Origin of the sequence: Streptomyces capitiformicae, from assembly GCF_002214185.1 — a bacterium.
GTDB lineage: Bacteria > Actinomycetota > Actinomycetes > Streptomycetales > Streptomycetaceae > Streptomyces > Streptomyces capitiformicae.
In genome coordinates this window covers 1,486,590-1,512,687 of record NZ_CP022161.1, presented here as the reverse complement: position 1 = coordinate 1,512,687, position 26,098 = coordinate 1,486,590, and the positions used below count along the sequence as shown (strand labels likewise).

The window sequence follows — 26,098 nt, the reverse complement described above, 5'->3', positions numbered from 1 at the left end:
TTTCCGGCTGGGCTTTGACTAAGCTTTAGACTTCAACGGAACGCCGTGAGGCGGAAAGAAGAGAGGGCGTGCACGAGGTCGGTACCCCACCCAACTCCCTTGCTTCCAGGACGAGTCAGCGGAGACTCTGTCGCATCTCCCGGGGACTCGCGCCGTAGCGCCGTCGGAAGGCCGTGCTGAGGGCGCTCGCGGAGGAGAAGCCGGCGGAGTACGCGAGGTCGGTGATCGTCATGTGCTCGCACTCCGCGCACAGCAGCCGATCCCGCACCAGGCGCAGCCGCTCCTCGCGGATCAGCTCGCGGGGTGTGGTCCCCGCGAGCTGCAGGGCGAGTTGGATCTGGCGCAACGACCAGCCGAGGGCACGTGCCACCGCTGTACCCGTGAGATTCGGGTCGGCCGCGTGGTCGCGTACATAGCGGCGGACCATCGCCTCCACCTCGGCCAGCTGTCCGGGGACGTCGGGGCGGTCGTCGCCGACGGTCAGCATGCAGATGAGTTCCACGATGCGGTCGGAGACGGAGTCGAACTGCGGGTCGGTCAGATGCTCCCGCTCCCCGTGCAGGCCGGTCAGCATGGAGCCGACGATCCGGCCGAGGCCGCGGGACAGGTCCAGCGCGGCGACGGGGGACTTGGCGTTGAGGCGGCCGTCCACCTCGCGGGCCGGGATGGTGAGGATGAACGCGTTGATGTCGTCGCTCTGTAAGCACTGAAAGGGCGCCCTGAACGTGACCAGCGCTCCGGTGCCCGGGGTGAGCCGTGCCTCCTCGCCCTCCTGGCGGAGCACGATTTCCCCGCTCAGGGGTAACAGCAGGCGGTAGTCCTCGTCGGGGTCCTGGCGGACCTGGCGCATCGTGCGGGTGTACTCGACCTCGCCCGACCGGTACTTCACCAGCTGGTAGTTGTCGGTGCGCTGGCGCACGGTCTGCCCGTGGAAGCGCTCCAGGTGAGGGTATCTGTAGCCCATCCGGGACTGGTACGTGTCTATCGCTTCGGTCCAGAAGTCGGCCCGCTCGCGCGGGTCCAGCTCCTCGGTGGACAGCGCGTCGACGACATAACTACCCGAGGGCAACGCCTTTCCCTTCCCGTGTCGGTCGGAACCCGAGAACCCGACAGCTTCCTTGTGGTCTCATACGACCCCGGACGCCAAAACCTTCAACTTGCCAGTGATCAAAGATGGTTACTGTCCGGTCAGTTGTGCTTCGCAGCCTAGCGCGGCAAGCGATTGCCATGTCGCCCGGTACGGGTGGCCGAATATGCCGGGGGAAGAATCGCGAGGCCGTCCACGTCCCTTGCGTCACTCGTGCGTCCCGTAACAACTTCCGTGCGCGTCACGAAAAGTGCCCGGGTGGTCGCACCACTATCGTCGGGCGCTCCGTCAACTCACGCCCGCCGTCCGGGACCTGAGCGCGTTCCGTGACGTTGAGGACGTAAGGACTCGTGGACTCTCATGACCGATCAGATACCGCAGGCGGTGACCTGGGCCCTCGCCTCAGGCCTGTTCGTCACCGCCGTACTCCTGTTGCGCCAGCACGGGATCACCAGGCGGCAGCGCAGGAAGAACGCCGACCTGGCGGATGAGGTGCGGGCCCGTGAGGAGGAGCTGCGCCATCTGGTCCTGGTCCGGCTGCCGGCCCTCGCGGACCACCCGGGTCAGGACCTACCCGGTGTCGGCCCGCTCGACACCCGGCTCGCCGGAACCGAGTTCGGCAAGGGCCTCGACGAGGTACTGACCCGCTTCTCCGGCGCCGTCGCCCACGCGCAGGCCCGCGCCGACCAGTCCGCCAAGGCCGCGCTCAAGGCGTCGATGCGCTCCATCCAGGCCCTCGCCAACGAGCAGCAGGTGTCCATCTCCGAGATGCAGGACCGGCACGACGACCCCGACGTGCTGCGCGACCTCCTCGAAGTCGACCACACCAACGCCCAGTTCGGCCGCCGCGCCCAGGCCATCGCCGTACTGTGCGGATCCTGGCCCGGCCGGCAGCGCTCGACCTCACCCCTGGTCGAGGTCGTCCGGGGCGCCACCTCCCGCATCCGCGACTACCGTCGCATCCGGATCAACGGCCAGGTCGACATCGCGGTGGAGAGCCGCGCGGTGGAGCCGGTCGTCCTCGCGGTGGCCGAGCTGCTCGACAACGCGGCCCGCCACTCGCAGCCCAACACCGCGGTCGAGGTGACGATCCAGTCCGTGCACAACGGCGCGTGCGTCATCATCGACGACGCCGGCGTCGGCATGGACGGTCAGGCAGTGGACCGCGCCACCCACCTGCTGAGTGGACGCGGCGAGGTGGACGTCACCCGCCTCGACGACCCGCCCCAGTTCGGCTTCGCCGTCATCGGGGTGCTCGCCCGGCGCTACGGGTTCAACATCTCCGTGGACACCCGCTCGCCGTACGGCGGTGTCCGCGCCGTCGCGTTCCTGCCCACCGCACTGCTGACCCAGCTGGAGCCCGCCGCCCCGGAGCCCGCGATCGACCTGACACCTGTACCGGACACCGCCGAACCCACCCCCCGCCGCACGGCCGCCGAGGCCACCACCGAGGCCACCACCGAGGGCGGACTGCCCAAGCGCCGCCGACGCACCCCGCGACGGACGGCCGCCCCCGGGCCGGAGCCCGTCGAGACCGCGGAGGTCTCCGGGCGCACTCCCGAGGAGAACGCCCGCATCATGGGCGCCTTCGCCCGCGGCACCCGCTTCGGCCGGGCGGCGGGACGCATCCTCGACGAGGACGAACACATCAACGCCGCCGCCGCCGACACCGCCGACGCCGCCGACGCCGCCAAGGCCGACGCGTCCGCCGCGAGCACCGACACCGCACCACCCACCCCCCACGAGAACGAAGGGACCCCCCACGCATGATCGAGCCCACGACCAACGAGCTGGGCTGGATGCTCGACGACGTGCTGAAGGTCCCCGAGGCGCGGCACGCCATCCTGCTCTCCGCCGACGGCATGCTCCGCGCCCACTCCGCAGACATCGACCGCGACGACGCCGAGCGTCTCGCCGCCGGACTTTCCGGGCTGCAGTCGATCAGCCGCAGCACCGCCGAGTTCTGCGGCTCCGCGAACAGCCCGTGGCGGCAGACCCTGATCGAGTTCGGGCACGGCTTCGTCTTCCTGGTCGCGGCCGGGGAAGGCGCCTATCTCGCGGTGTCCACCGGCGACGAGGTCGACATGGAGGCGGTGACGTACCGCATGCACAAGCTCGTCGACCGGCTCGGCAAGGAGCTGACCAGCCCGGCGCGGCTGGACACGGGCAGCAGCATATGACGCCCCGCCGCCGGCCCGAGGGGCGTCTGGTGCGGTCGTACGTCGTCACCGACGGCCGCGCCCACCCGACCCGCAACACCCTGGACCTGGTCACGCTGCTGATCGCCGCCACCGACCTGCCGCTGACCGGGCTCAACCCGGAGAAGCGCCGCGTGATGGAGCTGTGCCGGCCCGGCGCGCTCTCCCTCGCCGAGGTCGCGGGCCATCTCCAGCTGCCGGTCAGCGTGACCAAGGTGCTGGTCGCCGACCTCATGGACAGCGGCCACATCGTCACCCGCGCACCGATCCCGGCCGCCCGGCCGTCCGACGCCCGCATCCTCCAGGAGGTCCTCGATGGGCTCCGCGCCCGCCTCTGACGACGTCTATCTGCGGCCGACCGTGAAGACGGCCGTCAAGCTTCTCGTCGTCGGTCACTTCGCCGTCGGCAAGACCACTTTCGTCGGCACGCTCTCCGAGATCCGGCCGCTGCGCACCGAGGAGGTCATGACGCAGGCCGGCGCGGTGGTCGACGACCTCGCCGGCACCCGCGACAAGACCACCACCACGGTCGCCATGGACTTCGGCCGGCTCACCCTCAACGACTCCCTGGTGCTGTACCTGTTCGGCACGCCCGGACAGCAGCGCTTCACCAAGCTCTGGCAGGACATGACCCGCGGCGCCCTCGGCGCGCTGGTCCTCGCCGACACGCGGCGCCTGTCGCACTCCTTCGACGTGATGGGCGTCCTGGAGGAACTGGACCTGCCGTACGCCGTCGCCGTCAACGACTTCGACGGCGCCCCCGTGCACGGCCTGGACGAGGTGCGCGAGGCCCTCGACCTGCTGCCCGAGACCCCGCTCGTGCGCTGCGACGCCCGTGACCCGGAGTCGTCCACGCGGGCGCTGATCTCCCTCGTCGAGTATCTGCTGAGCCGCGAGAGCGAAAGCGAACTGGAGCACGCGTGAACGCCGTACCGCCGCCGGGCTGCCCGGCCCACCAGCCCATGTACGGACCGGAGTTCGCCGCCGACCCGGCCGCGTTCTACGAGCGGGCGCGCGCCACCGGGCCGACCACACCCGTCGAGCTCGCCGCCGGCGTCCGGGCCACCCTCGTCACCTCGTACGACGCCGCCCTGCACGTGCTGCGGAGCACGGAGACGTTCTCCAAGGACGCGCGCCGCTGGAACGACCTCAACGACGGCACCGTCCCCGCGGACAGCCCCGTCGTGCCGATGATGATGTACCGGCCCAACGCCCTGTTCTCCGACGGCGAGGACCACCGGCGACTGCGCGCCGCCATCACCGACAGCCTGGCCCGGGTCGAGCCCAACACCCTGCGCGGCTATGTCGAGCGCAGCGCCGACACGCTCATCGACCGGTTCGCGCCCACCGGCAAGGCGGACCTGCTCGGCGAGTACGCCCAGGTCCTGCCGCTGCTCGTCTTCAACCGTCTCTTCGGCTGCCCCGCCGAGTACGGGCTGAAGCTCGTCGAGGGCATGTCCGGCGTCTTCGACGGGGTAGACGCCGAGCGGGCCAACGAACTGCTCGTCACCACGCTCTTCGAGCTGGTCACGTTGAAGCGCAAGCAGCCCGGGCCGGACGTGACGTCCTGGCTCATCTCGCATCCGGCGGAGCTCACGGACGAGGAGATGATCCACACCCTCGTCGTCCTCATGGGCGCGGGCACCGAGCCCCAGCAGAACCTCATCGCCAACGCGCTGCGCCTGCTGCTGTCCGACGACCGTTTCGCGGGCGATTTGTCCGGCGGCAGCCTCCCCGTCGAGGACGCCCTCGACGAGGTGCTGTGGACCGACCCGCCGATGGCCAACTACGCCGTGCACTACCCGAAACGGGACGTCATGTACGAGGGCGCCCTGCTCAAGGCCGGCGACCCCGTCGTCGTCTCGCTGGCCGCCGCGAACACCGACCCGGCCCTGACGAACGACCAGCGCGCGGGCAACCGCGCCCACCTGGCCTGGAGCGCGGGCCCGCACAACTGCCCCGCCCAGAGCGAGGCCCGGCTGATCGCGTCGGTGGCGGTGGAGAAACTCCTCGATCGACTCCCGGACGTCGAACTCGCCATACCGGTAGGACAGTTGGAATGGCGCCCGGGCCCCTTCCACCGGGCGCTCGCGGCACTGCCGGTGACCTTCCCGCCGACCTGCGCGGTGGGCGCGACCGTGCCCGAGGAACCCACCGGGAGCCGACCCCAGCGACCGTACGGCAGCGCTTACGACGCGCCGGTCGCCGGGCCGGTGCCCGTGCGTTCGAGGAGTGGTTGGGTCCGGCTGTTGGCGTGGTGGCGCGGTGAGTAGCCGTGTCACCGGCGTGGTGTGTCAGGTGTTGCGGACGGGCAGGCGGCGGTGGCCGTTGGAGATGAACGATTCGACGTGGCCCAGTTCCGTGTCCGGGGCCTGGGCCTCCATCGGGGCCGGTCGGAGGGACGGTACGGCAGCGCTTACGACGCGCCGGTCGCCGGGCCGGTGCCCGTGCGTTCGAGGAGTGGTTGGGTCCGGCTGTTGGCGTGGTGGCGCGGTGAGTAGCCGTGTCACCGGCGTGGTGTGTCAGGTGTTGCGGACGGGCAGGCGGCGGTGGCCGTTGGAGATGAACGATTCGACGTGGCCCAGTTCCGTGTCCGTGCCGCCCAGGCGGAGCGACGGGAACCGGTCGAAGAGTGCCGGGAGCGCGATACGGGCCTCCATACGGCCGAGCGGGGCGCCCAGGCAGTAGTGCACCCCGTGGCCGAACGCGAGGTGCTCCTTGTCGGCGCGGGTGACGTCGAAGACGTCGGCGTCCTTCCCGTGCCGCTCGGGGTCGCGCCCGGCGGCCGCGTACGCGGCGAGGATCGGGTCACCCTTGGTGATCACCACGCCCTCGGGGCCCCCGAACTCGGCGAGGTCCAGGTCCTCCACGGCATAGCGCAGCGGCAGGCTCGCCACCGGCGCCTGCACCCGCAGCGTCTCCTCGACCACGTCGTCCCAGGTCGCCCGGCCCTCCCGGACGTGGGCGAGCTGCTCGGGGTGGGTCAGCAGGGCGTGCACGGCCTGGTCGAGGAGGTTGACCGTGGTCTCGTGCCCGGCGCTGACCACCAGCACCAGGGTGTCCAGCAGTTCCTGCTCGCTGAGCCGGGTGTCGTCCACGTCGCGGGCCGCGATCAGCCCGCTGGTGAGGTCGTCGCCCGGCGACTCCCGCTTGACGGCCACCAGTTCGCCGAGTACGCCGTACATCCGCTCATAGGCGGCGTTCATCTCACCCGGCCCGGCGGACGTGTCGAACAGCTTGTCCACCAACTCCTTCAGTACCTGCCCGCGTTCCTCGGGCAGCCCGAACAGCTCGCTGATCACCTGGATCGGCAGCGGATAGCAGAACGCCTTCCGCAGATCGACCGTCTCACCGCGCCTGAAGCCCTCCTCGACACGGTCGAGCAGCTCCTTGGTGATCTCCTCGATGCGCGGCTGCAGCGCGGCCGTCCGGCGCGCCGTGAACGCCTTGGAGACCAGGATGCGCAGTCGTTTGTGGTCACCGCCGTACGCCGTGAACATGTTCTGCACCGCGACCCAGGTGAACAGCGGCCACTCCGGCGTGATCTCACCGGCGGCGAACCTCGGCCAGTGCTGCCGCGCGTCCTTCGACACCCGGGGATCGGTCAGCAACCGCTTGAGCAGATCGGGGCTGCTCACCGCCCAGGCCTCGACGTCGTGCGGCCCCGGAAGCACGACCCGGGTCGCCGGACCCGTCTCGCGGATCCGGGCGGCCTCACCGTGGATGTCACGGCCGGTCGCGTCGATCACAATGGCGCTGGGGTTGCCCATGAGGGCCCTCCTGGCAGTCGTAGACAGTCGTAGACAGTCGTGAAGAGTCGTAAAGAGTCCAACAGCACTACGTACAAGCCCAGTTACGCTACGCCCCGGTAGCGTCGCCGGGCGAGAACGTGTGCCGCGCGCTGCGTACGACGGCAACTTCCCTGCGCGTACTCGCAAGTTGGGTGCGGAGCGCGCTCCTAGGATCGGGCTCCCCCCCATGAAGAGCCGGTGAGTGCCATGACTGTCAGCAGGGCTCCGCGCTGGATGTGTTCCTACAACCCCGAAGTACGTACGGTGCCGGCCGGGCGCTGGTGGAACGCCGTACGGGTGCCGGTCGCCCTCGGCACCCCCGCGCTGAAGTCCCTCGGGGACGCGAGCGGAGCCGTCATCAAGGACGGCTACGGCGGCATCATGTACTGGCTGGTCCCGCCCGGCGCCGCGACCGACTGGCGGCTCACCGACGTCCAGGTCCTCGGCCCCGGCAGCCATGTCGCCGTCCCACCCCTGCGCCGCACCACGGGCCCCGGCCTCTACTGGCGCGTCCCTCTCTCCCAGGACCGTTACTGGACGGACCCGGAGCGCCTGCGCGCGGCTTTGACGGACGCGGCGGTTGCCTCGGCGCTGTGATCAGCGGGGTGGACGACGAACCCGCGCCCCGTCGGGGCGCGGGGCTGCATCGATATGCGGCTCCGCCGCGTGGGCGCGAGCAACCACAAAATCGCCCGCACCCGCCGAACAACCTCGGCTACCCGAGCTCTGCGGCGTGCTTTTCCGGCCGCTCGGCGGAGCGCTTACGTCGGGGTTCCTGGTCCGGCAGCCACCCGAACGTCAGCGTGCTGCCCACCGCCCCCAACAGCAGCCCCACAACAAAGCCGCCGATGTTGGACGTGAGCCAGGTGCCGAGGGAGAGCATGATCCCGAGGATGGAGTAGAACAGGCGCTGCGCGGGGTTGAAAAGGATCAGCGCCCCGCACACGATCATCAGCGAGGGCAGGAGGTAGCCCGCCAGCCCCTGCATGCCGATCTTCAGGATGACCGGCAGCGGCGCCTTCATGGTCACCAGAATCTCCGCGCCGCCCAGCACCAGCAACAGCCCGCCGGCGAACGGCCGGTGGCCCCTCCATTCCCGGAATCGGCTCACTGCTCGCAGCCCTCGCTCTGGAATCTCATGTGCAGGTCGGGGAGCTTGAAGACGGCCGCGGTGGCGGCGTAGTTGTGCTGGTACAGGTCGGTGATGGTGACCGTGTCCGCCTGCTGACCGTAGACACCCGGCGGGCCCTGCCGGTCGACCTTGTCGAACGTGCTGGAGTCGCGGCCGATCTCGATGTTGTTGAACGAGGCGTCGCCCTTGATGTCATCGGAGTCGATCGCCAGGTTCTTCACGCTCACCGGCGTGGACTTGTCGCCCGCGGTGAGGACGAGCTGGATGCCGCCGAGGTCGACGCTCTGGCACAGGTTGGTCAGCTTGCCGCTCTTCACGACCGAGGTCACGACCAGCACCTGACCGCCGGTTTCACCCTCGTTGGGGCTGTTCTCGATCATGTGGTCGAGCGCGCCGAACTGGGCGAAGCCCGAGCCCTCCAGCTTGTCGGCGGTGACCACGAAGGGCATGCCGGAAATGGCGAACTGGACGCCCAGGGCGCCCTGGGCGGTGAGGATCATCAGACCGGCGGCGACCGCCGTGGCAGGCACCGCCATCACGGCGGCACGCTTCAGACGGACCCGCCCACGTCTTCCGGACGCTTCGGGACCCTCGGGTCTTTCATTGGTGGACGCCGTGGCGTCCGAGGACGAGGCCATGTGTGCTCCCTGGACTTACAAGCAAGAACAGTGAAGATGGGGCTGAGCGGGGCCGGGAAAGGCAGGCACGTTGTCCTGGCGCGGACACCGGTTGCGACGCACGCCTGAGCACACCTCCCGAGGGTGCAAGGGCTTACTTGCTACGCCGCAGTAGCCATTTGGGAAGTTACCCGTGGTTACATTCGAGGGTCAAGGCGCTTGTAACAAAAGGATGTTGGTTGTGCGACCTCTGTGAAATGTGAACGTCGCTCACCTTTGGCTTTGTCGATCGCGGCCCTCGACCGCACCACCGCAGGAGAAGCCCACGACGCCTCAACTTCCTTACTACTCCTTGACGTTGGCTCCTCCGCAGGTCTACAACTCTCCCGGGTTTCCCCCAACGGATCCGTGGCGCCGGATCCGACGCGCAGCGCTGGTCACCGTCCCGAGCTCCCCGTCGCCGGCGTGGAGTGTGTGACACACCTGAACGCGCTGCGCGGCCCAACGCAGCACCACCCTTCGCCGCGTGCCGGGCATGGTCGCCTTCCCCTCACTGGGCCGTGCCCGGCCCCGGCTGTCGCTGTCGATCCGTCACGTACGGAGAAGGCGTCACGGGTCGACAGCGACCGTTCCGTTCGGCGCCGTGCGGCACCGCCGCGTTACCCCGCGCGAACGATGTCGACGCGCGTGTTCACCCGCAGTTCTCACCTTCCGAAAGTCCTGAGAACATCCTGAGAAGAGGCACCCCCATGCGTACGCGATCCCTCCTTGCCCTCGTCGGAACCACCGCCGCCCTGATGGTGTCGGCCGTCAGCCCCGCCTCCGCCGCCGACACCGTGCTCACCACCGGCGGCCTCGCCGGTGACGCGGTCGCGGTCGGCGACACCCTCAACGCCTCGCTCGCGTCCGGCACGGCCGGCACGTTCTACTCCAGCGCCACCGGCACGAGCGGAATCTCCTGCGCCCAGTCGGCCTTCAACGCCACGGTCACCGACAACCCGGCGGCGCCCGGCACGGCCACCGAGTCCGTCACCGCCCACACCTTCGGCAGCTGCACCAGCAACGTCCTCGGCGTGCTCGGTGTCACCAGCATCACGGTCAACAACCTGCCCTACACGACCACCGTCACCTCGGGCGGTGTCGTCAAGGTCAGCCCCGCGGCCGGCTCGGTCCTGCAGACCACCGTCGTGCTGAGGACCCTGCTGGGCAGCATCAACTGCGTCTACCAGGCGCCCAGCATCACCGGCACCTCCAACAACGCCGACAACAGCATCAACTTCGTCTCGCAGCCGTTCACGCGGACGTCCGGCTCGTCCCTGTGCTTCAGCACCGGCTACTTCTCGGCGAAGTACGCGCCCGTCACGAACACCACCCAGGGCGGCGGCTCCGTCTTCACCAACTGACGAAGACCACGGCTCAGTCACGGATCCGAGAGCGGCGCCCCCGTCCGCGCAGGAGGAGGACGGCGACCACGGCGAGCACCGACGCCGTGGCGCCGCCCGCCACCAGCGGCACGAGGGCGCCGCTGTCGTCGCTGCTGTCACTCGCGGAGGCCACCGGGCTGTCGGCCACTTCCGCCTGTACGTCCCCGGGCGTCTCCGAGGGCTCCAGCGGCGACGGTGATCCTTCCGTGGGCGTGGACTCGGCGGACGCCTCCGGTGCGGGCTTCTCGGTCTTCGCCGGTGCCGTCTGCGAAGTCCCCTTCTTCTTCGCCGCCGGGAACACCACATCCGAGCACGAGTAGTACGTGTCCACGGTGCTCGTGTTCTGCCAGATCGTGTACAGCACATGACGCCCCGACCGGTCGGCCGGCAGCTTCGCCGAGAAGCGGTACGAGCCGTCCCGCAGCGTCGGATCCGTGATCGAGGCGAACGGCTCCTCGGGCAGATCCGACCACTCCAACGGCTCGGTGGGGTCGTATCCCGGTTTCGTCAGAAACAGCTTGAAGGTCCCGGTGTGGGGGATCGTCGTCCGGTACGTGAGATTCAGCGTGCTGCCGGGGGAGAGGCGGGCCGAGGGCCAGTCGGCACGGGCCAGATCGAGCCCCTTGTAGGGCGCGAGCCCTCCGCTGCACAGCTGCCCGTCCGGGACGACCTCCCGGTCGCGCCCGTTCACCCCGGCGATCCGCATGTTGTCCCACGCGGTGAAGGGCGCCCCGTTCGCGGCGATCGCCGCCTCGCACGCCGCCGATCCCTGACTGTCGCCCTCGGGCGAGCACGCCGACACCCGGCTCACCGGGTCGGTCGGTGCGCCGTGCGCCGCCGCAGGGCTGACGGCCACCGCCGTCAGAAGGAGGGGCGCCGCCATGACGAAGGCGGTGGTGCGGCAGGCGGACAAGCGGTACATCCGGAACGTCCGATCCATGGGGTGAGGGGCTGGGGTGAGGGGCTGGCGGTCCACCGTGTCGTACGGGACCCGGGAGCGCCGCGTTCAACGTGATCTAGCAAGGAATCCCGGCCCTTTAGGGCTCGGGAGGAATTGCTTCTTTCGGTTGCTCTGACCTGCGCGGGCGCACGGGTCTGCACTGTTGTCCTCAGCCGGGACGCACTGCTTTGTCTGCCGGGGGTGCGGGGTCGTTGCCCACGCCGACCGGAATGCTTCCCGCACCATCGCCCACCGCGGCGAGAACGCGTGGAATGCGGGGCGTGAGTCACGCGCCCCTGCCATCCCATAGTCGGGGTGTCTGGACGGAGGAGCCAACCCAGCAGCCAGTTGGGCACTACTTCCAAGCCCGGCCCTTCAGGGCTCGGGTGAAGTTGACAGGTCCGTGCCGCGGTCCGCGCGCCGCCGTTCGACCGGTCGAATCCGGCCGCTCCCGGTGCGGCGGCACGGCATCGGCAAGGTGTCGGCAAAACAGCCGAAGCGCGACATCCGGCCCGACTGCCGTACGGGATAGGGGAGTTCCCGAAGGGGCCGAGGGTTTTCCCCGTATCCCGATGACCAGCGCTTTGCCTAATGTGCTCGCACAGCTGAACCGCAGGTAACCCCTGACTCACAGCTCACGCCTGGCCGGCATTGGCGCCAACCCTTTCTGGACCCCACCGCTTCGATGAAGAAGCGTTTCACCGCCGCTCCTCCCCTGACATGAGCAGGCCACGAAAGGTGAAGACCTTGCGTACCTCCACCCCCCGCACCGCCGGACGGAAGCTCATATCCGTCGCCGCGGTCTCCGTCGCCCTGGTGGCCGGCATGACCTCCTCGGTCGCCGTCGCCCAGGCCCCGTCCGCCAAGGCCGACACCGCGCCCGCCGTCGCCGGTGCCACCGAGGCCGCTCCCGGCACGGTCGCCGAGCGCCTGATCGTCGGCTACAAGTCCGGTGCCGCCGAGGCCAAGTCGAACAAGGCCGCCGACGCCGACGCCGCGGCCAAGGGCAAGGAAGCCGGCGAGACCCTCGACTTCCAGCGCCGCCTCGGCAGCGGTGCCGCCCTGGTCGACCTGGGCGAGAACCTCACCAAGGCGGACGTCGCCGACGTCATCTCCGAGTACCAGGCCGACCCGCAGGTCGCCTACGTCGTACCGGACCGCCTGAACAAGCCGCTGGCCACGCCGAACGACACCGAGTACAGCAAGCAGTGGGACCTCTTCGAGTCCACCGCGGGCATGAACGTGCCGGGCGCCTGGGACAAGGTGACCGGCACCGGTGTGACGGTCGCCGTCATCGACACCGGTTACGTCACCCACTCGGACCTCGCCGCGAACATCGTCGGCGGCTACGACTTCATCGCCGACACCGCGGTCTCCGTCGACGGCAACGGCCGCGACAGCAACCCGGCCGACCCGGGCGACTCGTTCGCGGCCGGGGAGTGCGGTCAGACCGAGGGACAGTCTTCCTCGTGGCACGGCACGCACGTCGCCGGCACCATCGCCGCCGTCACCAACAACAGCAAGGGCATCGCGGGCATCGCCTACGGCGCCAAGGTCTCCCCGGTGCGTGTGCTCGGCAAGTGCGGCGGCTACGACTCCGACATCATCGACGCGATCACCTGGGCGTCCGGCGGCACCGTCTCCGGTGTTCCCGCCAACACCAACGTCGCCAAGGTCATCAACATGAGCCTCGGCGGTGGCGGCGCCTGCACCAGCGCGACCCAGAGCGCGATCAACGCCGCCGTGAACCGCGGCACCACGGTCGTCGTCGCGGCGGGCAACAGCAACGCCAACGCGGCCAACTACTCGCCGGCGAGCTGCAGCAACGTGATCTCGGTGGCGGCCACCAACCGCGCCGGCTCCCGGACCTACTACTCCAACTTCGGCTCGGTCGTCGACATCGCTGCCCCCGGCGGCGAGACCCGGACCACCACGTCGAACGGCATCCTCTCAACGCTGAACACCGGCACCGCCGGCCCGGCGAGCGAGACGTACACCTACTACCAGGGCACCAGCATGGCCGCCCCGCACATCGCGGGCCTCGCCGCGCTGCTGAAGTCGGCGAACTCCTCGCTGACCCCGGCCCAGATCGAGTCCGCGATCAAGACCAACTCGCGTGCTCTGCCGGGTACGTGCTCTGGTGGTTGCGGCGCCGGCCTCGCCGACGCGGCCAAGACGGTGCAGGCGGTGACCGGGGGCTCCGGCGGCTCCACGGGGGGCACCACCTTCACCAACACCACGGCCGTCTCCATCCCGGACAACGGCTCCGCGATCGAGTCCTCGATCTCCGTCACCGGCCGCACCGGCAACGCCCCGTCGGCCCTCCAGGTCGGCGTGGACATCACCCACACCTACCGCGGTGACCTGGTCATCGACCTGGTGGCTCCCGACGGCTCGACCTACCGTCTGAAGTCCTCCTCCTCGGACTCCGCCGACGACGTGAACACCACCTACTCGGTGAACGCGTCCAGCGAGACCGCGAACGGCACCTGGAAGCTCCGCGTCCAGGACGTGGCCTCCGCGGACACCGGCCGGCTCAACAGCTGGAAGCTGACCTTCTGAGCCACTGGGCTTCTGGGAAGACCTGCTGACCGCCACCCCCCACTGCCGGCGGCCGACCGATGCGAGCGGGCATCGGCCGGCCGCCGGCGCATGTGCGTCCGGCGGCCCGTTAGCGTAGGCGCATGTCGACAGAGAAGACGGCGAAGACGGGGAAGACGGAGGGGTACGGTCCGCCCCCGCCCCCGGTCGCGGCGGTGTGCCCCGGCTGCGGCGGTACGGCCCCGGCGGTGCGCACGGTCGCGGAGACCTGCGCCGACCCGGAGTCCCGGCGCGGCGGACTCACCGACAGGCTGCTCAAGTCCCCGGGTGCGCACGGACGTTCCGACAGCGTGCTGCACTTCCTCGAAGGCATGGTCCTGACCGGTATCGGCGTCGGCCTCGCCCACAGCGGCGTCCAGAACGACAAACCGCTCTACACGATCGGCGGTTCGCTTCTCGCCGTGCTGCTGTTCATCGGCACGATCGCGGTGGTCAACGGCGAGCGACGCGAACGCAAGCTCGTCGCGGCGGGCAAGGAACGCGCCGAACGGCTCTGGCGCCCCGCGCACCACTGCTCCGCGTGCGGGTCGGTGTTCTACCCCGGCGGCAGCCCCTGGGCGGGTCCGCTGACGCCGGAGCAGTTCAAGAAGTACGTGTGGACCGAGGCCGGCTACGACAAGCTGCTCGACAACAAGGCCAAGGACGCCTCCCTGCCGCCCGCCGGCCCCGGAGGAACCCCCGGCCATGCCTGACTCCGCCGCCCCGGTCATCCGCAGCGACGACCCGGCCTCCTTCCCGCACAGCGTCCTCGCCGAACGGCACCCCGCCCTCATCCGCAAGGTCCAGGACGCCACGCCCTACGACCCCCAACAGCGCCGCGCGCTCGACGAGTTGCTGAAGAACACGCTCGAAGGCGTCGTCGCACCCCCGGCCGACGACGCGTGGTGGGACACCTGGAACGTACGCCGCCACGCCGGCCGCTCCTGGTTCTCCCTGCCCTTCCTCGCCGCCGAGAGCTGCTTCTACCGCCAACTCCTCAACGCCGTCGGCTACTTCACCCCCGGCCCCTGGCAGGGCGTCGACCCGTTCCGCCCCTTCAAACTCGCCGAACTCGACACCCCCGAGGCGGCCGCGGAACTCACCGCCCTCGACACCCTCGCCGAACAGCCACTCCCCGAGCAGCTCAAGGCCCTGCTGCACGGTTCGCTCTGGGGCAACCGCGCGGACCTGGGCTTCCGTATCCAGACCGCCGAGGAGGGCGCGGCCGCCCACTCCCAACTGGTCGCGGACGACAGCGAGTTGCTGTCGACGCTGCTGACGGACGGCTCGGGCAGGGGCCTGCTCTGCCTGGTCGCCGACAACGCGGGCCGCGAACTGATCCCCGACCTCCTCCTCATCGACCACCTCCTCGCGCACGGCCACTTCGACCGCGCCGTACTGCACCTGAAGCCGTACCCGTACTTCGTCTCCGACGCCACCACCGCCGACACCCTCGACGCCGTACGCCACCTGGTCGCCGCGAAGACCGCCGCCGGGCAACGTCTGTGGTCGGCCCTGTCGGACGGGCGCCTCATCCTCCGCGCCCACCCCTTCTCCTGCGCCCCGCTGCCGTACGCGGACATGCCGGCCGACCTGCGCGACGAGTTCGCCTCCGCCGACCTGACCCTGCTGAAGGGCGACCTCAACTACCGCCGCCTGGTGGGCGACCGCCTCTGGCCACCCACCACCCCCTTCGCCGCGGCCACCGCGTACTTCCCCGGCCCGGTAGCCGCCCTGCGCACCCTCAAGTCCGACGTGATCGTGGGCCTGGACGCGGAGACGGAGGCCGCGCTGGTGGCGGCGGAGGGACAGCGGTGGCGCACGAGCGGGACCCGGGCGTTGATCCAGGTCAGGGTCTGACGAAGGTCTTTCTCTAGAGTATGGGCATGCGGTCGATCATGAGACGTTTCCTTGCGGTGCCCGGACTCCTCGCGCTGCTCACCGGCTGCACCGAAGACCCGGATACGCCCAACGAGGCGGAGAAGACGACGAGTTCGCGTGTCGGTACGTCCGGCGGATACGGCGACATCCTTGTCGCGGGCGAGCCCGTCACGGGATCGGAGCCGAGCGACAACGAGAAGGTCCCCTACCAACGCATCTACACGGACGGCGAGTTGTACGCGCCCGTCACCGGCTACCGCTCGCTCGCGTTCGGCAGCTCCGGGCTGGAGAGCATCTATGAGGACTCGCTGAAATACAGCAGGGGCGAGGACGTCGAGACGACCATCGACCCGGCGGTGCAGGAGGCCGCCTTCGCGGAACTCGGCGGAGAGCGCGGGGCGGCCATCGCGCTCAACGCGGAGACCGGCGACCTGCTCGCCGTCGTGAGCACACCCTCGTACGACCCGACGGCCTTCGCCGGCAACACCTCGAAGGACCAGGAAGCCTGGAAGAAGGCGAACGACGACCCGGACGAACCGATGCTCAACCGCCCGCTCCGGGAGGCCACCGCCCCCGGTGAGACGTTCAACATCGTGATCGCCGCAGCGGCCCTGGAGAACGGCCTGTACGACACGGTCGAGGAACCCACGACCGGCGGCACGGGCCAGTGTGCGAACGCGACCATACGACAGGCGCTCGCCCGGTCCTGTGACGCGGTCTTCGTGAAAATGGCCGACGACCTCGGCGAGGTGAAACTCCGCGAGACCGCCGAGAAGTTCGGCTTCAACGACGCCAATCAGGGTGCCCCTCAGCCTGTCTCGAAGAGCACCTACGACAGCTACCAGGACGGCGACATCACCGTCACCCCGCTCCAACTGGCCAGGGTAGCGGCGTCCCTCGCCGACCGAGGCGAGCTGGTGCGACCGCGGATGGCGGGCGTAAGGGAGCTACCGCTCGTGCGGAGTGTCTCGGCGGCCACGGCGGACCAGCTGTTCCCCGCGGTACGCGACAAGCGCCAGTGGGCCCCGACCGACACCGGCGACGGCGACTCCTCCTCCTGGTCCCTGGCCTACACCACCACCGCGCAGGGCGACCCCGTAGCCCTCGTCGCCCGAGTGACGGGCCCAGACACCGACGAAAAGGCGGCCATACGGGCCACCGAGGCGATGACCGAGGCCCTTTCCTGAGCGGCTGCGCCTCGGCGCGACCTTCCTGGGGGACTGGGCCTCGGCCTCGCCTGCGCGCTCGCGATCCCTCTGGGGCTAGAAGCTGTGTCAGAACCGGTGATATGTGACGTTCTGTAAGTAGGGTCGGGGACTGGCGCGGTGGCTTCCGCTCCGTTTCCAGCCCCCGCCGCTTCAAACCGTACGTGCGGTTCTCCCGCATACGGCTTTCCGACATCGTTCACCGACTGGCATGCTCCGTCGCCCTGCGTACGGTTCCGGTAAGGCGGTAGACCCCGAGCCGGGTGATCCACCCGTGGGTGAAACAGATGGCCCAGTTCCGACCCCGCAGGCCGTGTTTTCGGCTGGCGAGGATAGCCAGCCGCTCGTGGACGTAGCCGTCGACCGCGTTGAACTTCCGCCCGGAGTTCCCGTTACGGAAGTACGCTTCCCAGCCCCGCAGCACGGGGTTGAGCTCGGCGACCACAGCGGACAGCGGCCGTTCAGCCTTCGAAATGACGGTGGCCGCACGGACTTTGTCCCGCAGCACCCGCATCGCTCTGGCCGAGGGCCACCGCTGCAAGTAGTACTTGCCCCGCCACTTCACGACTCCACTTTCCGGTGGTGAAAGCCGAGGAATGCGAAACCCTGCCCGCCCCCGGTGAGACAGGTGATACCGGACTTCTCCGGGTGCAACCGCATCCCGAGCCGCTCCAGCACCCTCGCCGCCAGCAGCCGGGCCTGCCCGGCCCGCTGTCTGGTCGGCGACAGGACCACGAAGTCATCGCAGTACCTCACCAGCACCCCCCACCGGTGACCCTCGTCCTGCCACGCCTCGTCGAGGACATGCAAGGCGATGTTGGCCAGCAGCGGGGAGACCGGCGAGCCCTGCGGGGTTCCCGCCCCGGTCGGAGAGGTCACCCCGCCCTCCAGCACTCCCATCCGCAGCCAGGCCCGGATCAGCTTCAGCATCGGCCGACCCACCACGCCCTGGTTCACGGAAACGCGCACGGTTTCGCACGCGTCGATCGCGGACCGCTTGGGCTGAGCACCTGTGCTGGAGGTGCTCGACGTCGTCGAGCAGCTCGATCTTTCGGCCTTCGAGGACCGCTACCGTGCCGACCGGCAGGGAGGGGCGGCCTACCCGCCCGCGAGCCTGGTCGCCTTGCTCTTGTACTGCTACAGCAAAGGAGTCGCTCCTCCCGCCGTATCGAGCAGGCCTGCTGGGATGACGTGGGTTGCCGGTTGCCGGGTCATCACCGCGAACCGCAGAGTGGACCACTCCACCGTCGCACGGCCCTGCTACGGGTCGGACATGACGGATGCCGAGTGGGTGGTGGTGCGGGCCGCGTTGCCGGCGGAACCTATCGTCTGCTCACCACGCTGAGCGACCACCGCACCGACCCAGCAGACCGCCTGGTCGGTCTCTATCACGAGCGCTGGGAGATCGAGACCGCCTATCTGGCACTGCGTCACACCATGCTCAAAGGGCGCGTTCTACGGTCGAAGGACCCGGTGGGCCTCACCCAGGAGATGTGGGCACTCCTGACCATCTACCAGGCTCTGCGCTCGATGATGGTGACCGCAGTGGAGACAGTGCCTGGCTGCGATCCCGATCGGGCCGGCTTCACCGTGGCCCTGGAGGCCGCGCGCGACACGGTCGTTGGCGTCGCTGGGACGGCTGCGGCCGCAACTCCGAGCGGACGCCTTGACCTGGTAGGACACATTGGCACCCGCGTCCTGAAGGCGTTGCTGCCCAAGAGCCGAATGCGGCTGTCCGCTCGCATCGTCAAGTGCGGTACATCTCGCTACAACATCTGGAACCGCGACGGGCGGCCTCGCGACAGTACGCCGATCACCGCCATTGTGATCACCGTGCATCCACCGGCTCTCCCCACCACGCATGCCGCAGACCGGGCCGCTTCCGGCCGCTGGGGACAGGTCTGCCGGATCTTGGCGGAGAACTCCAACCAGGCCATGCACGCCCGCGACATCGCAGGGCATCTCGGCCTCATCGCCACCGGGCGTGTGCTGAGCGGCTTCAACGCGCAGCTCTGCTACTGGGCGCGCAACGGCCGACTCATCCGTACGGCACCGAGTACGTACAAGATCCCTCTTCCCGGAGCCTTGACACCGTCAACTGAGCCTTTACTTCGTGGCATTGGATGATCGACGCGATCCGCTACCTGGTCGGCAACGGCGTCAAGTGGCGGAACCTGCCCGCGGACTTCCCGCCCTGGAAGCGTGTCTACGCGTTCTTCCGCCGCTGGCGGGACAACGGCCTGATCCGCGATTTCCACGACCGTCTGCGCGACAGAGCAAGGAAGGCGGAAGGCCGTAGCGCCGAGCCCACCGCCGCCATCGCGGACTCGCAGTCGGTGAAGGCCGACGCAGTCGTCAAGAACGACTCACGCGGCTTCGACGGGGGCAAGAAGATCAAGCCGCGGAAGCGGCACGTGATCGTGGACTGCCTCGGGCTGCTGCTGATGGTGCTGGTCACGCCCGCTTCGACCCCCGATCGGGACGCCGCTCAGGAGATGCTGCCCACGCTGCGTGAGGGACTTCGCCGACTGCGGCTGCTCTGGGCTGACAGCGGCTACACCGGCCCCCTCGTCGACTGGGCCGCCCGCGAACTGGACCTCACCGTTGAGGTGGTCAAACGCAGCCCCTCCACCCGCGCCAGAGCAGCCTTCTCACGACTCTCCAGCACTGCCCGCATCGACGGCACCCGCGACCTCCACGCCCTCTCGAACGAATCGGATGTGCCCAGCCTGCCCGGCCAACGCGAAAGTCACGACTGACCTGCAGAAACCCGCACTTCAGGTCCGGAAAGAGGACTGCTTCTCAGCGGCCGGAGGCAGCGGCCCTGCGGCAGGGCATCATCCCCCGGAGGGGGGCGGGAGCTTCCGGGAGCAGGCCGCTCCTGGAACGGGGTGATGGATGAGACTGAAAGAAAGTGTGGTCCCCGGCTGAAGGACGAGTGGGGACCACACGTTCTCGGCGCGGGCGCGTTAGGAGACTTGCTGTCCGGTCGACCGGGCGGTGCTCCGGAAGTAGAACTTGAACAGGGTTCCGTTGCCTACGTCCGTGGCGATCGTCTTGAACCTGTTGGCTGTGGCCAGCTTGTAGCTGGACTGACAGTAGTTGTCGGCGTTCTGCGGGTAGAAGCAGACCTTGATGTACCGGTTCGTGTCGGGGGCAATCTTGATTTCGCCCGTGCAGTCACCGGTGCTGTACCACCCTGAGTAGTGGGTGCCCGCTACCTTGAGGTAGTCGTGGACGCCGTCAGGGTTGCACCTCTGAACGGTAACTCCGCCATTCGACGCCGCGCTGGCGGTGCTGGGCATGGCTGCTCCGCCGAGTGCCGCAACTGCGGTTGCCGCAATGAATGCTTTGCGTACGTTCATGTATCCCCCATGGTGTCGAACTCGGACCTCGCGTTGGTGAAGACGAGGGTGCTGCCGCATGCGTTTGACGCAGCGTCAAGATACCGGCAGCAAGAGCCTGATGGTCCTGAAACGTTCCAGGGTTTCTGGTCGCCTTACGCTGACACCCTTGGCCAACGTAGGCCACATCCTTTCCCGTGGGTGCAAAGGCCCAGCTCGGCCCGTACGTACCCGGGGTCTGGTCGGCGTCAGCTGGTCGGGATGCGATCTCGTCCTCTCCTTGTGAGGAGGACATGGCGCTGGCGGCCCCAGGCGACCAGCACCACTGCTTCCCCCTGCTCCAGATTGGGCTGTCGGTGGCTGGATCCGCGACCTGATTCGACTGGAACCGAACAACGCCACAGCGGAAAGATCATCAGGCCCGTGCCTCACAGCTTCGGGGGAGACCACGGTCTTTCGTGTCGGGCGTGCGCGCCGACCCCGACGCTCATGTGCGTCTCTCCGCGGGTCTCCTGGCCACCTTGTACGCATGCCACAGTTCGGTGGCCTTCCCGCACTGGACCTGCCCGTACCCGCAGTCCGCGCACCCCGTCAGGTGGGCCATGAAGACCCGGTACTCATCCTCGCCAGGAAGGTGATCCGGCAGCACGAACTGCTGCGGATGACTGGTCCTGCCGGACGTGCCGCGCTGCTTCCGTTCTCCGCGGTTCATGTCCGCCTCCGCTTACGGCGTGCCGGGTGGTGGTTGCGGATCTCGACGTTCAGGTCCGAGACTCGCGACAGATCACCCCGCGCTCGGGCCTCGGTCCGCTCGTTGGCCAACGCCGTGCACACCCCACAGTCGTCGGGCGGCGTCGGCTCGTCCAGCGGGAGGCCGAGGCTGACGGGCGGGTCCATCGTCGTCTTCTGTACGGTCATCAACCCAACTCCCCACTGAGCCAACCGGCCATGGAGCGGTCCGTCGTGTTCCGTGTACGTTCGGTGGTCACACGGGGATGATGGGTGAGTATGACAAGGCGCAACTAGGCCACACTGCGGCCATGCACGGCCACGTCCCGGCCATGGCCGGGAACGACGACCTTCCGTGGGGGAACGCGTGTCGTCGTACGCCCGGCTACCTCGAAGTGCAGCGCGCCACCTGCTACGGGAGGCTCGGCCTCGGCGTCGAGGCCGTCTCTCTGTGGTCGCAAGTCCTCGACGTCGTCCCCGAGACCGCGCGCCGTGACCGCGGCGTGTACCTCGCCCGGCACGCTACCGCAGCCGCCGGCGCGGGCGAGCCGGATCAGGCGCTGGAAATTGTTCGTACGGTGGCGGACATCGCCGTCGAGACCCGATCGGCCTGCTTGTGCCGCGAGTTGGTCACCCTTCAACGGGCGATGCTGCCATGGCAGGATGCCCCGGTCGGCCAGGACCTCGCCGAGGTCCTGGCGCCTGTGACGGAGGGGAGTTGAAGCGTGGCAGATACACCGGTGCCGTTGACCGAGGACGAGATCACGGCCGCTCTGGAGTCAGTGCCGGGGTGGCGGCGTGAAGGGGGATGAGATCACCCGCTCGTTCGGGATCCGGTATCACGGTGGCGTGGCGGTGATCGTGCACGTCGCGGATATCGAGCGGCTGATCAGCCACCACGCGGACATCGACCTGCGGTGGGGGGAGGTGCGGTTCTCGATCACCACGCACGACGCCGGCCGCAAACTGACCGAGGCGGACTTCGATCTCGCCCGGCGTATCGACGCCATCGCGCAGGCACATATGGCTGAGCCACTCGACAGCTGAGGGGTACGCGTCTGGTGTGTACCCCTCGCCCTTCTTCGCGCCGCGAAAAAAAGGGTCCTTGACAGGTGATGATCCCTGAGTGGTCCGGCGTTTGAGGACGAGCCCGAAGGGCGACAAAGGCGGCGAGGGCGAGGGAACTGCCTTGGATTCACGCGATGGTGTGACCATGTGCCCCCACCCGGATGCCCGCCCCAGGCGCCGGGTAGGGCCCGCCCATGACGCAGCCGTTCACCCTCCCCCACTTCTACATGCCGTACCCCGCCCGCCTGAACCCCCACCTGGAAGAGGCCCGAACCCACTCCACCCAATGGGCAAGGCGGATGGGCATGCTGGAGGGCTCCGGCGTATGGGACCAGGAGGACCTGGACGCCCACGACTACGGCCTGCTCTGCGCGTACACCCACCCCGACTGCGACGGCCCCGCACTCTCCCTCATCACGGACTGGTACGTGTGGGTGTTCTTCTTCGACGACCACTTCCTGGAACTGTTCAAACGTTCCCAGGACCGCCCCGGCGGCAAGGCGCACCTCGACCGACTCCCGCTCTTCATGCCGCTGGACCTCAACACGCCCGTACCGGAGCCGCAGAACCCGGTGGAGGCGGGCCTCGCCGACCTCTGGGCGCGCACGGTGCCGTCGATGTCGATGGACTGGCGCCGCCGCTTCGCCGTGGCGACCGAGCATCTGCTCAACGAGTCCCTGTGGGAGCTGTCCAACATCAACGAGGGCCGGATCGCCAACCCGGTCGAGTACATCGAGATGCGCCGCAAGGTCGGCGGCGCCCCCTGGTCCGCCGGTCTGGTCGAGTACGCGACCGCCGAAGTCCCCGCGTCCGTGGCCGACTCCCGCCCCCTGCGGGTCCTGATGGAGACGTTCTCCGATGCCGTCCACCTGCGCAACGACCTGTTCTCGTACCAGCGGGAGGTCGAGGACGAAGGGGAGAACAGCAATGGCGTACTCGTCCTGGAGACCTTTTTCGACTGCGGCACGCAGCGGGCCGCGGAGACGGTCAACGACATCCTCACCTCCCGTCTGCACCAGTTCGAGCACACCGCGCTCACCGAAGTGCCCGCGCTGGCCCTGGAGAAGGGCCTCTCCCCGGCCGAGGTCGCGGCCGTAGCGGCGTACACGAAGGGGCTGCAGGACTGGCAGTCCGGCGGCCACGAGTGGCACATGCGGTCCAGCCGCTACATGAACAAGGGGGCGGCGGGTGCGCGGGGCCCGCTCGACCTCGGCGGCGCGGTGCTGTCCGGCCCCGCGCTCGTCACCCGGGCCGGGTTCGGCACGTCCGCCGCCGACATGGGCGCGTTGCTCGCGTCGGCCGCCGCGGAGCGACTGCGTGCCCACAGTCATGTGCCGTACCAGAAGGTCGGACCGTCCCTGCTGCCCGACTTCTACATGCCCTTCCAGGTGGAGCTCTCCCCACACCTGGACGGTGCGCGCGACCGCCTCGTCGGCTGGACGCACGCGATGGGCATGCTGAGCGAGGGAGTCTGGGACGAGGAGAAGCTCGCCGCCGCTGACCTCCCGCTCTGTGCCGCCGGCATCGACCCGGACGCGACCCCCGAGGCGCTCGACCTGAGTTCGCGCTGGCTGGCCTGGGGCACCTACGGCGACGACTACTACCCCCTCGTCTTCGGCCAGCGCCGCGACCTCGCGGCCGCACGCCTGACCACGGCCCGGCTGTCGGACTGCATGCCCGTCGAGGGCGAGGCGGCCCCCGTTCCGGTCAACGGGATGGAACGGGGACTCATCGACCTGTGGGCACTGACGACGGCGCGGATGACCCCCGACGAACGACGCACGCTGAAGGCGTCCGTCGACAAGATGACCGAGAGCTGGGTGTGGGAGGTGATGAACCAGCTCCACCACCGCGTCCCCGACCCGGTCGACTACCTGGAGATGCGCCGCGCCACCTTCGGCTCCGACCTCACCCTGAGCATGTGCCGGATGGGCCACGGCCCGCAGATCCCGCCCGAGGTCTACCGCAGCGGACCCGTCCAGTCGCTGGAGAACGCCGCGATCGACTACGCGTGCCTCATCAACGACGTCTTCTCGTACCAGAAGGAGATCGAGTACGAGGGCGAGGTCCACAACGCGATCCTCGTCGTGCAGAACTTCTTCGGCTGCGACTACCCGACCGCGCTCCATGTGGTCCACGACCTGATGACCCAGCGCATGCGGCAGTTCGAGCACGTCGTCACCCATGAACTCCCCGTCGTCCACGACGACTTCGAGCTGTCCGAGGAGGCGCGCGAGATCATGGCCGGCTATGTGACCGACCTGCAGAACTGGATGGCCGGCATCCTGAACTGGCACCGCCGGGTCGACCGCTACAAGCCCGACTTCCTGGCCCGCCGCGCCCACGGTTTCGTCCCGGACGTGCCCCCGGCTCGCCCCTTCGTGCCGGCTCACGCCGGCTGACGTACCGCCCGGGCCGCGTGCTCGACCGCGGCCCGGGCGAGTGCCCGGACGAACGGGTGCGGGCGGCAGCCGTCGCCGGAGAGCTCGGGCTGGAAGAGAGTCGCGAGGAAGAAGGGATGGCCGGGCAGTTCGACGATCCGCACCTGCCCGCCCTCGTCGTGCCCGGAGAACCGCAGGCCGTGTGCCCGCAGGGTGTCGAGGTGGCGGGACGGGCCGTAGTGACATGAGTACCGCTCGACCGACCGCTCGGCGCCCAGCACGGACTGCGCGAGCGAGCCGGGCTCGACCTGGACCGTCGCCTCATGGCCGGCCAGGGAGCAGGCGAGCGGCTCGATGAGGAAGTCCCCGGCGTCGGGGTCGTTCTCGGCGTGCGCGACCTGGGTGAGACCGCACACGCCGCGGGCGTACTCCAGCAGCGCGTGCTGGAAGCCGCCGCACGTGCCGAGGAACGGGATGCCCCGCTCACGGGCGGTGCGGATCGCGGAGAGGACACCGGCCTCGCTGCGGTACGGGCTGCCCGGCACCACCCACACCGCGTCGAAACCGCGCACGGCTTCCGGGTCTGCCGCGGCGTCCTCGGAGTGGATCCAGTAGGCGTCGAGGACGAGCCGGTCACGCTCCGCGAGAGAGTCCAGGAAACGCGGGATCCGGGTGTGGGACACGACGTCGGGGGAGCGGTCGCCGACCAGGGCGAGCCGGGCGGTGCGGGAGGCGGGTTGGGCCGCGTTGTTCGTCATGTCCGTCATCCTGGGCTCGGACCCGCGATCACGTCCAACGATGATTTATGCACTATCGATAAGCGATGCTGATGGAGTACGCGATCCTGGGCACCATGGATCCGCATCTGCTGCGTACGTATGTCACCGTGGCCCGCCTCGCCTCCTTCTCCGAGGCCGCGCGCGAGCTGGGCTACACCCAGTCCGCGGTGTCCCAGCACATCGCCGCGCTCGAACAGGATCTCGGCGCCCCGCTGCTGACCCGCCGCCCGGTCGTCCCCACGGCCGCCGGCGAGCGGCTGCTCGAACATGCCGGGCCCCTGCTGCTGCGCCTCGACGCGGCCCGCGCCGACGTCGTCCGGATGGCGGCCGCACCCGAGCACGGGCTGACCCTCGCGGTGACCCCTACGGCGCTCGGTCCGCGTACGATCGCCGCGCTGCCCGCCGCCGGCGTGACCCTGCGGATCCTCGCCCGCGACGAGATCCCGGCGGCCGTCGCCACGGGCACCGCGGACCTGGGCCTCGTCGACGGACTCGCCGCCCCCAGCGATCCCCTCCGGCTCCCCGACGTGGCACCCCTGACCACCCGTGGCATCGGCGAGGAACCCGTCTGCGTGCTCCTCCCCGCCACCCACCCGCTCGCCCGCCGCCCGGGGCTCCGCCTCGCCGACCTCGTCGACGCCCGCTGGCTCGACGCCCCCGGCGCGGGCCTCCCGCTGGACCGGCTCCGCACCACGAGCGGCACCGGCGTCGTCCGTACCGCCCTCCGCTACGAGGGCACCGACCTGCGCACCCTCACGACGCTCGCCGCCGCCGGACACGGACTGACCGTCCTGCCCCGCGGCTTCGCCGCCGACGTTCCCGGCGCGGTCGCCGTCCCCCTCGTCGAGCCGCGCCTCGTGCACCGTACGGAACTCGTGTACGGCGGCACGCCGAGCGGCGCGGCGGCGGCACTGGTACGGGAGCTGACCTAGGGGTGTGGTG

The 26,098-nt window shown here is 69.4% G+C and carries 27 protein-coding genes and 1 pseudogene; 17 read left to right on the top strand and 11 right to left on the bottom strand.

The window, feature by feature from the left end; all coding sequences use genetic code 11:
- Positions 1 to 115: 115 nt before the first annotated feature.
- On the bottom strand, positions 116 to 1,069 hold the full coding sequence (locus tag CES90_RS06735; RefSeq protein WP_189780441.1) for a helix-turn-helix domain-containing protein: 954 nt from the start codon (positions 1,067 to 1,069) through the stop codon (positions 116 to 118).
- A gap of 378 nt (positions 1,070 to 1,447) precedes the next feature.
- Between CES90_RS06735 and CES90_RS06730 the strand changes: the two genes are divergently transcribed.
- Genes CES90_RS06730 through CES90_RS06710 form a run of 5 tightly spaced genes read left to right on the top strand, consistent with a single transcriptional unit; the run spans position 1,448 to position 5,558 of the window.
- Positions 1,448 to 2,857, top strand: coding sequence for an ATP-binding protein (locus CES90_RS06730; RefSeq protein ID WP_189780440.1), 1,410 nt, complete (start codon positions 1,448 to 1,450; stop codon positions 2,855 to 2,857).
- Positions 2,854 to 3,267 carry a roadblock/LC7 domain-containing protein gene (locus CES90_RS06725; RefSeq protein ID WP_189780439.1) on the top strand — a complete coding sequence of 138 codons (414 nt, stop codon included), beginning with the start codon at positions 2,854 to 2,856 and terminating at the stop codon, positions 3,265 to 3,267. Before CES90_RS06730 ends, CES90_RS06725 begins: the two co-directional genes overlap by 4 nt.
- Positions 3,264 to 3,623 carry a DUF742 domain-containing protein gene (locus CES90_RS06720; RefSeq protein WP_149826198.1) on the top strand — a complete coding sequence of 120 codons (360 nt, stop codon included), beginning with the start codon at positions 3,264 to 3,266 and terminating at the stop codon, positions 3,621 to 3,623. Before CES90_RS06725 ends, CES90_RS06720 begins: the two co-directional genes overlap by 4 nt.
- Positions 3,601 to 4,209 carry a GTP-binding protein gene (locus CES90_RS06715; RefSeq protein ID WP_189780438.1) on the top strand — a complete coding sequence of 203 codons (609 nt, stop codon included), beginning with the start codon at positions 3,601 to 3,603 and terminating at the stop codon, positions 4,207 to 4,209. Before CES90_RS06720 ends, CES90_RS06715 begins: the two co-directional genes overlap by 23 nt.
- A gap of 38 nt (positions 4,210 to 4,247) precedes the next feature.
- Complete coding sequence (locus tag CES90_RS06710) at positions 4,248 to 5,558, top strand: cytochrome P450 (RefSeq protein WP_189780700.1); 1,311 nt, start codon at positions 4,248 to 4,250, stop codon at positions 5,556 to 5,558.
- A 249-nt stretch (positions 5,559 to 5,807) separates the two neighbouring features.
- Here CES90_RS06710 and CES90_RS06705 read toward each other — a convergent pair whose 3' ends face one another.
- Positions 5,808 to 7,055, bottom strand: a complete 1,248-nt coding sequence (locus CES90_RS06705) for a cytochrome P450 family protein (RefSeq protein WP_189780437.1) — start codon at positions 7,053 to 7,055, stop codon at positions 5,808 to 5,810.
- Positions 7,056 to 7,283: 228 nt separating this feature from the next.
- Here CES90_RS06705 and CES90_RS06700 point away from each other — a divergent pair, with 228 nt between their 5' ends.
- Entirely contained in the window at positions 7,284 to 7,673 is a 390-nt protein-coding gene (locus CES90_RS06700) for a hypothetical protein (protein WP_189780436.1), read from the top strand.
- Between the two features lie 118 nt (positions 7,674 to 7,791).
- Here CES90_RS06700 and CES90_RS06695 read toward each other — a convergent pair whose 3' ends face one another.
- Positions 7,792 to 8,187, bottom strand: a complete 396-nt coding sequence (locus CES90_RS06695) for a DUF6114 domain-containing protein (RefSeq protein WP_189780435.1) — start codon at positions 8,185 to 8,187, stop codon at positions 7,792 to 7,794.
- Entirely contained in the window at positions 8,184 to 8,846 is a 663-nt protein-coding gene (locus CES90_RS06690) for a DUF6230 family protein (RefSeq protein WP_189780434.1), read from the bottom strand. The genes CES90_RS06695 and CES90_RS06690 overlap by 4 nt, the downstream gene beginning before the upstream one ends.
- A 728-nt stretch (positions 8,847 to 9,574) precedes the next feature.
- Between CES90_RS06690 and CES90_RS06685 the strand changes: the two genes are divergently transcribed.
- Entirely contained in the window at positions 9,575 to 10,228 is a 654-nt protein-coding gene (locus CES90_RS06685; RefSeq protein ID WP_189780433.1) for a Tat pathway signal sequence domain protein, read from the top strand.
- 13 nt (positions 10,229 to 10,241) lie between these two features.
- Here the strand turns inward: CES90_RS06685 and CES90_RS06680 are convergent, their stop codons facing one another.
- The gene (locus tag CES90_RS06680; RefSeq protein WP_229913528.1) at positions 10,242 to 11,189 is read right to left on the bottom strand and encodes a lytic polysaccharide monooxygenase auxiliary activity family 9 protein; all 948 of its coding nucleotides are present in this window, start codon (positions 11,187 to 11,189) and stop codon (positions 10,242 to 10,244) included.
- A gap of 747 nt (positions 11,190 to 11,936) precedes the next feature.
- On the opposite strand from CES90_RS06680, the gene CES90_RS06675 reads away from it, so the two are divergent.
- The 4 genes from CES90_RS06675 (at position 11,937) to CES90_RS06660 (ending at position 16,837) form a co-directional block, all read left to right on the top strand.
- On the top strand, positions 11,937 to 13,751 hold the full coding sequence (locus CES90_RS06675; protein WP_189780432.1) for a S8 family peptidase: 1,815 nt from the start codon (positions 11,937 to 11,939) through the stop codon (positions 13,749 to 13,751).
- 122 nt (positions 13,752 to 13,873) lie between these two features.
- Positions 13,874 to 14,482 (top strand): hypothetical protein, encoded by a 609-nt coding sequence (locus tag CES90_RS06670; protein WP_189780431.1) that lies wholly within the window; start codon positions 13,874 to 13,876, stop codon positions 14,480 to 14,482.
- Positions 14,475 to 15,629, top strand: coding sequence for a damage-control phosphatase ARMT1 family protein (locus CES90_RS06665; protein WP_189780430.1), 1,155 nt, complete (start codon positions 14,475 to 14,477; stop codon positions 15,627 to 15,629). The genes CES90_RS06670 and CES90_RS06665 overlap by 8 nt, the downstream gene beginning before the upstream one ends.
- 38 nt (positions 15,630 to 15,667) lie before the next feature.
- The gene (locus tag CES90_RS06660; RefSeq protein ID WP_189780429.1) at positions 15,668 to 16,837 is read left to right on the top strand and encodes a penicillin-binding transpeptidase domain-containing protein; all 1,170 of its coding nucleotides are present in this window, start codon (positions 15,668 to 15,670) and stop codon (positions 16,835 to 16,837) included.
- Between the two features lie 217 nt (positions 16,838 to 17,054).
- Here CES90_RS06660 and CES90_RS06655 read toward each other — a convergent pair whose 3' ends face one another.
- Entirely contained in the window at positions 17,055 to 17,420 is a 366-nt protein-coding gene (locus tag CES90_RS06655) for a group II intron maturase-specific domain-containing protein (RefSeq protein WP_208921406.1), read from the bottom strand.
- Entirely contained in the window at positions 17,417 to 17,785 is a 369-nt protein-coding gene (locus CES90_RS06650) for a reverse transcriptase domain-containing protein (RefSeq protein WP_189780428.1), read from the bottom strand. Before CES90_RS06650 ends, CES90_RS06655 begins: the two co-directional genes overlap by 4 nt.
- 357 nt (positions 17,786 to 18,142) lie before the next feature.
- Here CES90_RS06650 and CES90_RS06645 point away from each other — a divergent pair, with 357 nt between their 5' ends.
- Together CES90_RS06645 and CES90_RS06640 are read left to right on the top strand one after the other, a co-directional pair.
- The gene (locus CES90_RS06645) at positions 18,143 to 18,982 is read left to right on the top strand and encodes a hypothetical protein (RefSeq protein ID WP_229913527.1); all 840 of its coding nucleotides are present in this window, start codon (positions 18,143 to 18,145) and stop codon (positions 18,980 to 18,982) included.
- Positions 18,979 to 19,614, top strand: a complete 636-nt coding sequence (locus CES90_RS06640) for an IS5 family transposase (protein ID WP_189780427.1) — start codon at positions 18,979 to 18,981, stop codon at positions 19,612 to 19,614. Before CES90_RS06645 ends, CES90_RS06640 begins: the two co-directional genes overlap by 4 nt.
- A 210-nt stretch (positions 19,615 to 19,824) precedes the next feature.
- Here the strand turns inward: CES90_RS06640 and CES90_RS06635 are convergent, their stop codons facing one another.
- From CES90_RS06635 to CES90_RS06625, 3 genes are all read right to left on the bottom strand, one after another.
- Complete coding sequence (locus CES90_RS06635) at positions 19,825 to 20,160, bottom strand: hypothetical protein (RefSeq protein WP_189780426.1); 336 nt, start codon at positions 20,158 to 20,160, stop codon at positions 19,825 to 19,827.
- 526 nt (positions 20,161 to 20,686) lie between these two features.
- Entirely contained in the window at positions 20,687 to 20,911 is a 225-nt protein-coding gene (locus tag CES90_RS06630) for a hypothetical protein (RefSeq protein ID WP_189780425.1), read from the bottom strand.
- Positions 20,908 to 21,117, bottom strand: coding sequence for a hypothetical protein (locus tag CES90_RS06625; RefSeq protein WP_189780424.1), 210 nt, complete (start codon positions 21,115 to 21,117; stop codon positions 20,908 to 20,910). Before CES90_RS06625 ends, CES90_RS06630 begins: the two co-directional genes overlap by 4 nt.
- A gap of 122 nt (positions 21,118 to 21,239) precedes the next feature.
- On the opposite strand from CES90_RS06625, the gene CES90_RS06620 reads away from it, so the two are divergent.
- The 3 genes and pseudogenes from CES90_RS06620 (at position 21,240) to cyc2 (ending at position 24,398) form a co-directional block, all read left to right on the top strand.
- Positions 21,240 to 21,650, top strand: coding sequence for a hypothetical protein (locus tag CES90_RS06620; RefSeq protein ID WP_189780423.1), 411 nt, complete (start codon positions 21,240 to 21,242; stop codon positions 21,648 to 21,650).
- 18 nt (positions 21,651 to 21,668) lie between these two features.
- Positions 21,669 to 21,975 (top strand): annotated as a pseudogene (locus CES90_RS06615) (4a-hydroxytetrahydrobiopterin dehydratase).
- Positions 21,976 to 22,190: 215 nt separating this feature from the next.
- On the top strand, positions 22,191 to 24,398 hold the full coding sequence (gene cyc2, locus CES90_RS06610; protein ID WP_189780422.1) for a germacradienol/geosmin synthase Cyc2: 2,208 nt from the start codon (positions 22,191 to 22,193) through the stop codon (positions 24,396 to 24,398).
- On the opposite strand, the gene CES90_RS06605 is transcribed toward cyc2, so the two are convergent.
- A complete protein-coding gene (locus CES90_RS06605) occupies positions 24,386 to 25,135 on the bottom strand; it encodes a CTP synthase C-terminal region-related (seleno)protein (protein ID WP_189780421.1) in 750 nt (249 codons plus the stop codon). The two genes, cyc2 and CES90_RS06605, sit on opposite strands and share 13 nt — an antisense overlap.
- A 95-nt stretch (positions 25,136 to 25,230) precedes the next feature.
- Between CES90_RS06605 and CES90_RS06600 the strand changes: the two genes are divergently transcribed.
- Positions 25,231 to 26,088, top strand: coding sequence for a LysR family transcriptional regulator (locus tag CES90_RS06600; protein WP_189780697.1), 858 nt, complete (start codon positions 25,231 to 25,233; stop codon positions 26,086 to 26,088).
- Positions 26,089 to 26,098: the final 10 nt, after the last annotated feature.

Excerpts from the sequence above, each read along its gene's own strand:
- CES90_RS06730 (WP_189780440.1), top strand. The coding sequence starts at position 1,448 with ATGACCGATCAGATACCGCAGGCGGTGACCTGGGCCCTCGCCTCAGGC.
- CES90_RS06725 (WP_189780439.1), top strand. The coding sequence starts at position 2,854 with ATGATCGAGCCCACGACCAACGAGCTGGGCTGGATGCTCGACGACGTG.
- CES90_RS06720 (WP_149826198.1), top strand. The coding sequence starts at position 3,264 with ATGACGCCCCGCCGCCGGCCCGAGGGGCGTCTGGTGCGGTCGTACGTC.
- CES90_RS06715 (WP_189780438.1), top strand. The coding sequence starts at position 3,601 with ATGGGCTCCGCGCCCGCCTCTGACGACGTCTATCTGCGGCCGACCGTG.
- CES90_RS06710 (WP_189780700.1), top strand. The coding sequence starts at position 4,248 with ATGTACGGACCGGAGTTCGCCGCCGACCCGGCCGCGTTCTACGAGCGG.
- CES90_RS06705 (WP_189780437.1), bottom strand. The coding sequence starts at position 7,055 with ATGGGCAACCCCAGCGCCATTGTGATCGACGCGACCGGCCGTGACATC.
- CES90_RS06700 (WP_189780436.1), top strand. The coding sequence starts at position 7,284 with ATGACTGTCAGCAGGGCTCCGCGCTGGATGTGTTCCTACAACCCCGAA.
- CES90_RS06690 (WP_189780434.1), bottom strand. The coding sequence starts at position 8,846 with ATGGCCTCGTCCTCGGACGCCACGGCGTCCACCAATGAAAGACCCGAG.
- CES90_RS06685 (WP_189780433.1), top strand. The coding sequence starts at position 9,575 with ATGCGTACGCGATCCCTCCTTGCCCTCGTCGGAACCACCGCCGCCCTG.
- CES90_RS06680 (WP_229913528.1), bottom strand. The coding sequence starts at position 11,189 with ATGGATCGGACGTTCCGGATGTACCGCTTGTCCGCCTGCCGCACCACC.
- CES90_RS06670 (WP_189780431.1), top strand. The coding sequence starts at position 13,874 with ATGTCGACAGAGAAGACGGCGAAGACGGGGAAGACGGAGGGGTACGGT.
- CES90_RS06665 (WP_189780430.1), top strand. The coding sequence starts at position 14,475 with ATGCCTGACTCCGCCGCCCCGGTCATCCGCAGCGACGACCCGGCCTCC.
- CES90_RS06660 (WP_189780429.1), top strand. The coding sequence starts at position 15,668 with ATGAGACGTTTCCTTGCGGTGCCCGGACTCCTCGCGCTGCTCACCGGC.
- CES90_RS06650 (WP_189780428.1), bottom strand. The coding sequence starts at position 17,785 with ATGCTGAAGCTGATCCGGGCCTGGCTGCGGATGGGAGTGCTGGAGGGC.
- CES90_RS06640 (WP_189780427.1), top strand. The coding sequence starts at position 18,979 with ATGATCGACGCGATCCGCTACCTGGTCGGCAACGGCGTCAAGTGGCGG.
- CES90_RS06635 (WP_189780426.1), bottom strand. The coding sequence starts at position 20,160 with ATGCCCAGCACCGCCAGCGCGGCGTCGAATGGCGGAGTTACCGTTCAG.
- CES90_RS06630 (WP_189780425.1), bottom strand. The coding sequence starts at position 20,911 with ATGAACCGCGGAGAACGGAAGCAGCGCGGCACGTCCGGCAGGACCAGT.
- CES90_RS06625 (WP_189780424.1), bottom strand. The coding sequence starts at position 21,117 with ATGACCGTACAGAAGACGACGATGGACCCGCCCGTCAGCCTCGGCCTC.
- CES90_RS06620 (WP_189780423.1), top strand. The coding sequence starts at position 21,240 with ATGCACGGCCACGTCCCGGCCATGGCCGGGAACGACGACCTTCCGTGG.
- cyc2 (WP_189780422.1), top strand. The coding sequence starts at position 22,191 with ATGACGCAGCCGTTCACCCTCCCCCACTTCTACATGCCGTACCCCGCC.
- CES90_RS06605 (WP_189780421.1), bottom strand. The coding sequence starts at position 25,135 with ATGACGAACAACGCGGCCCAACCCGCCTCCCGCACCGCCCGGCTCGCC.
- CES90_RS06600 (WP_189780697.1), top strand. The coding sequence starts at position 25,231 with ATGGATCCGCATCTGCTGCGTACGTATGTCACCGTGGCCCGCCTCGCC.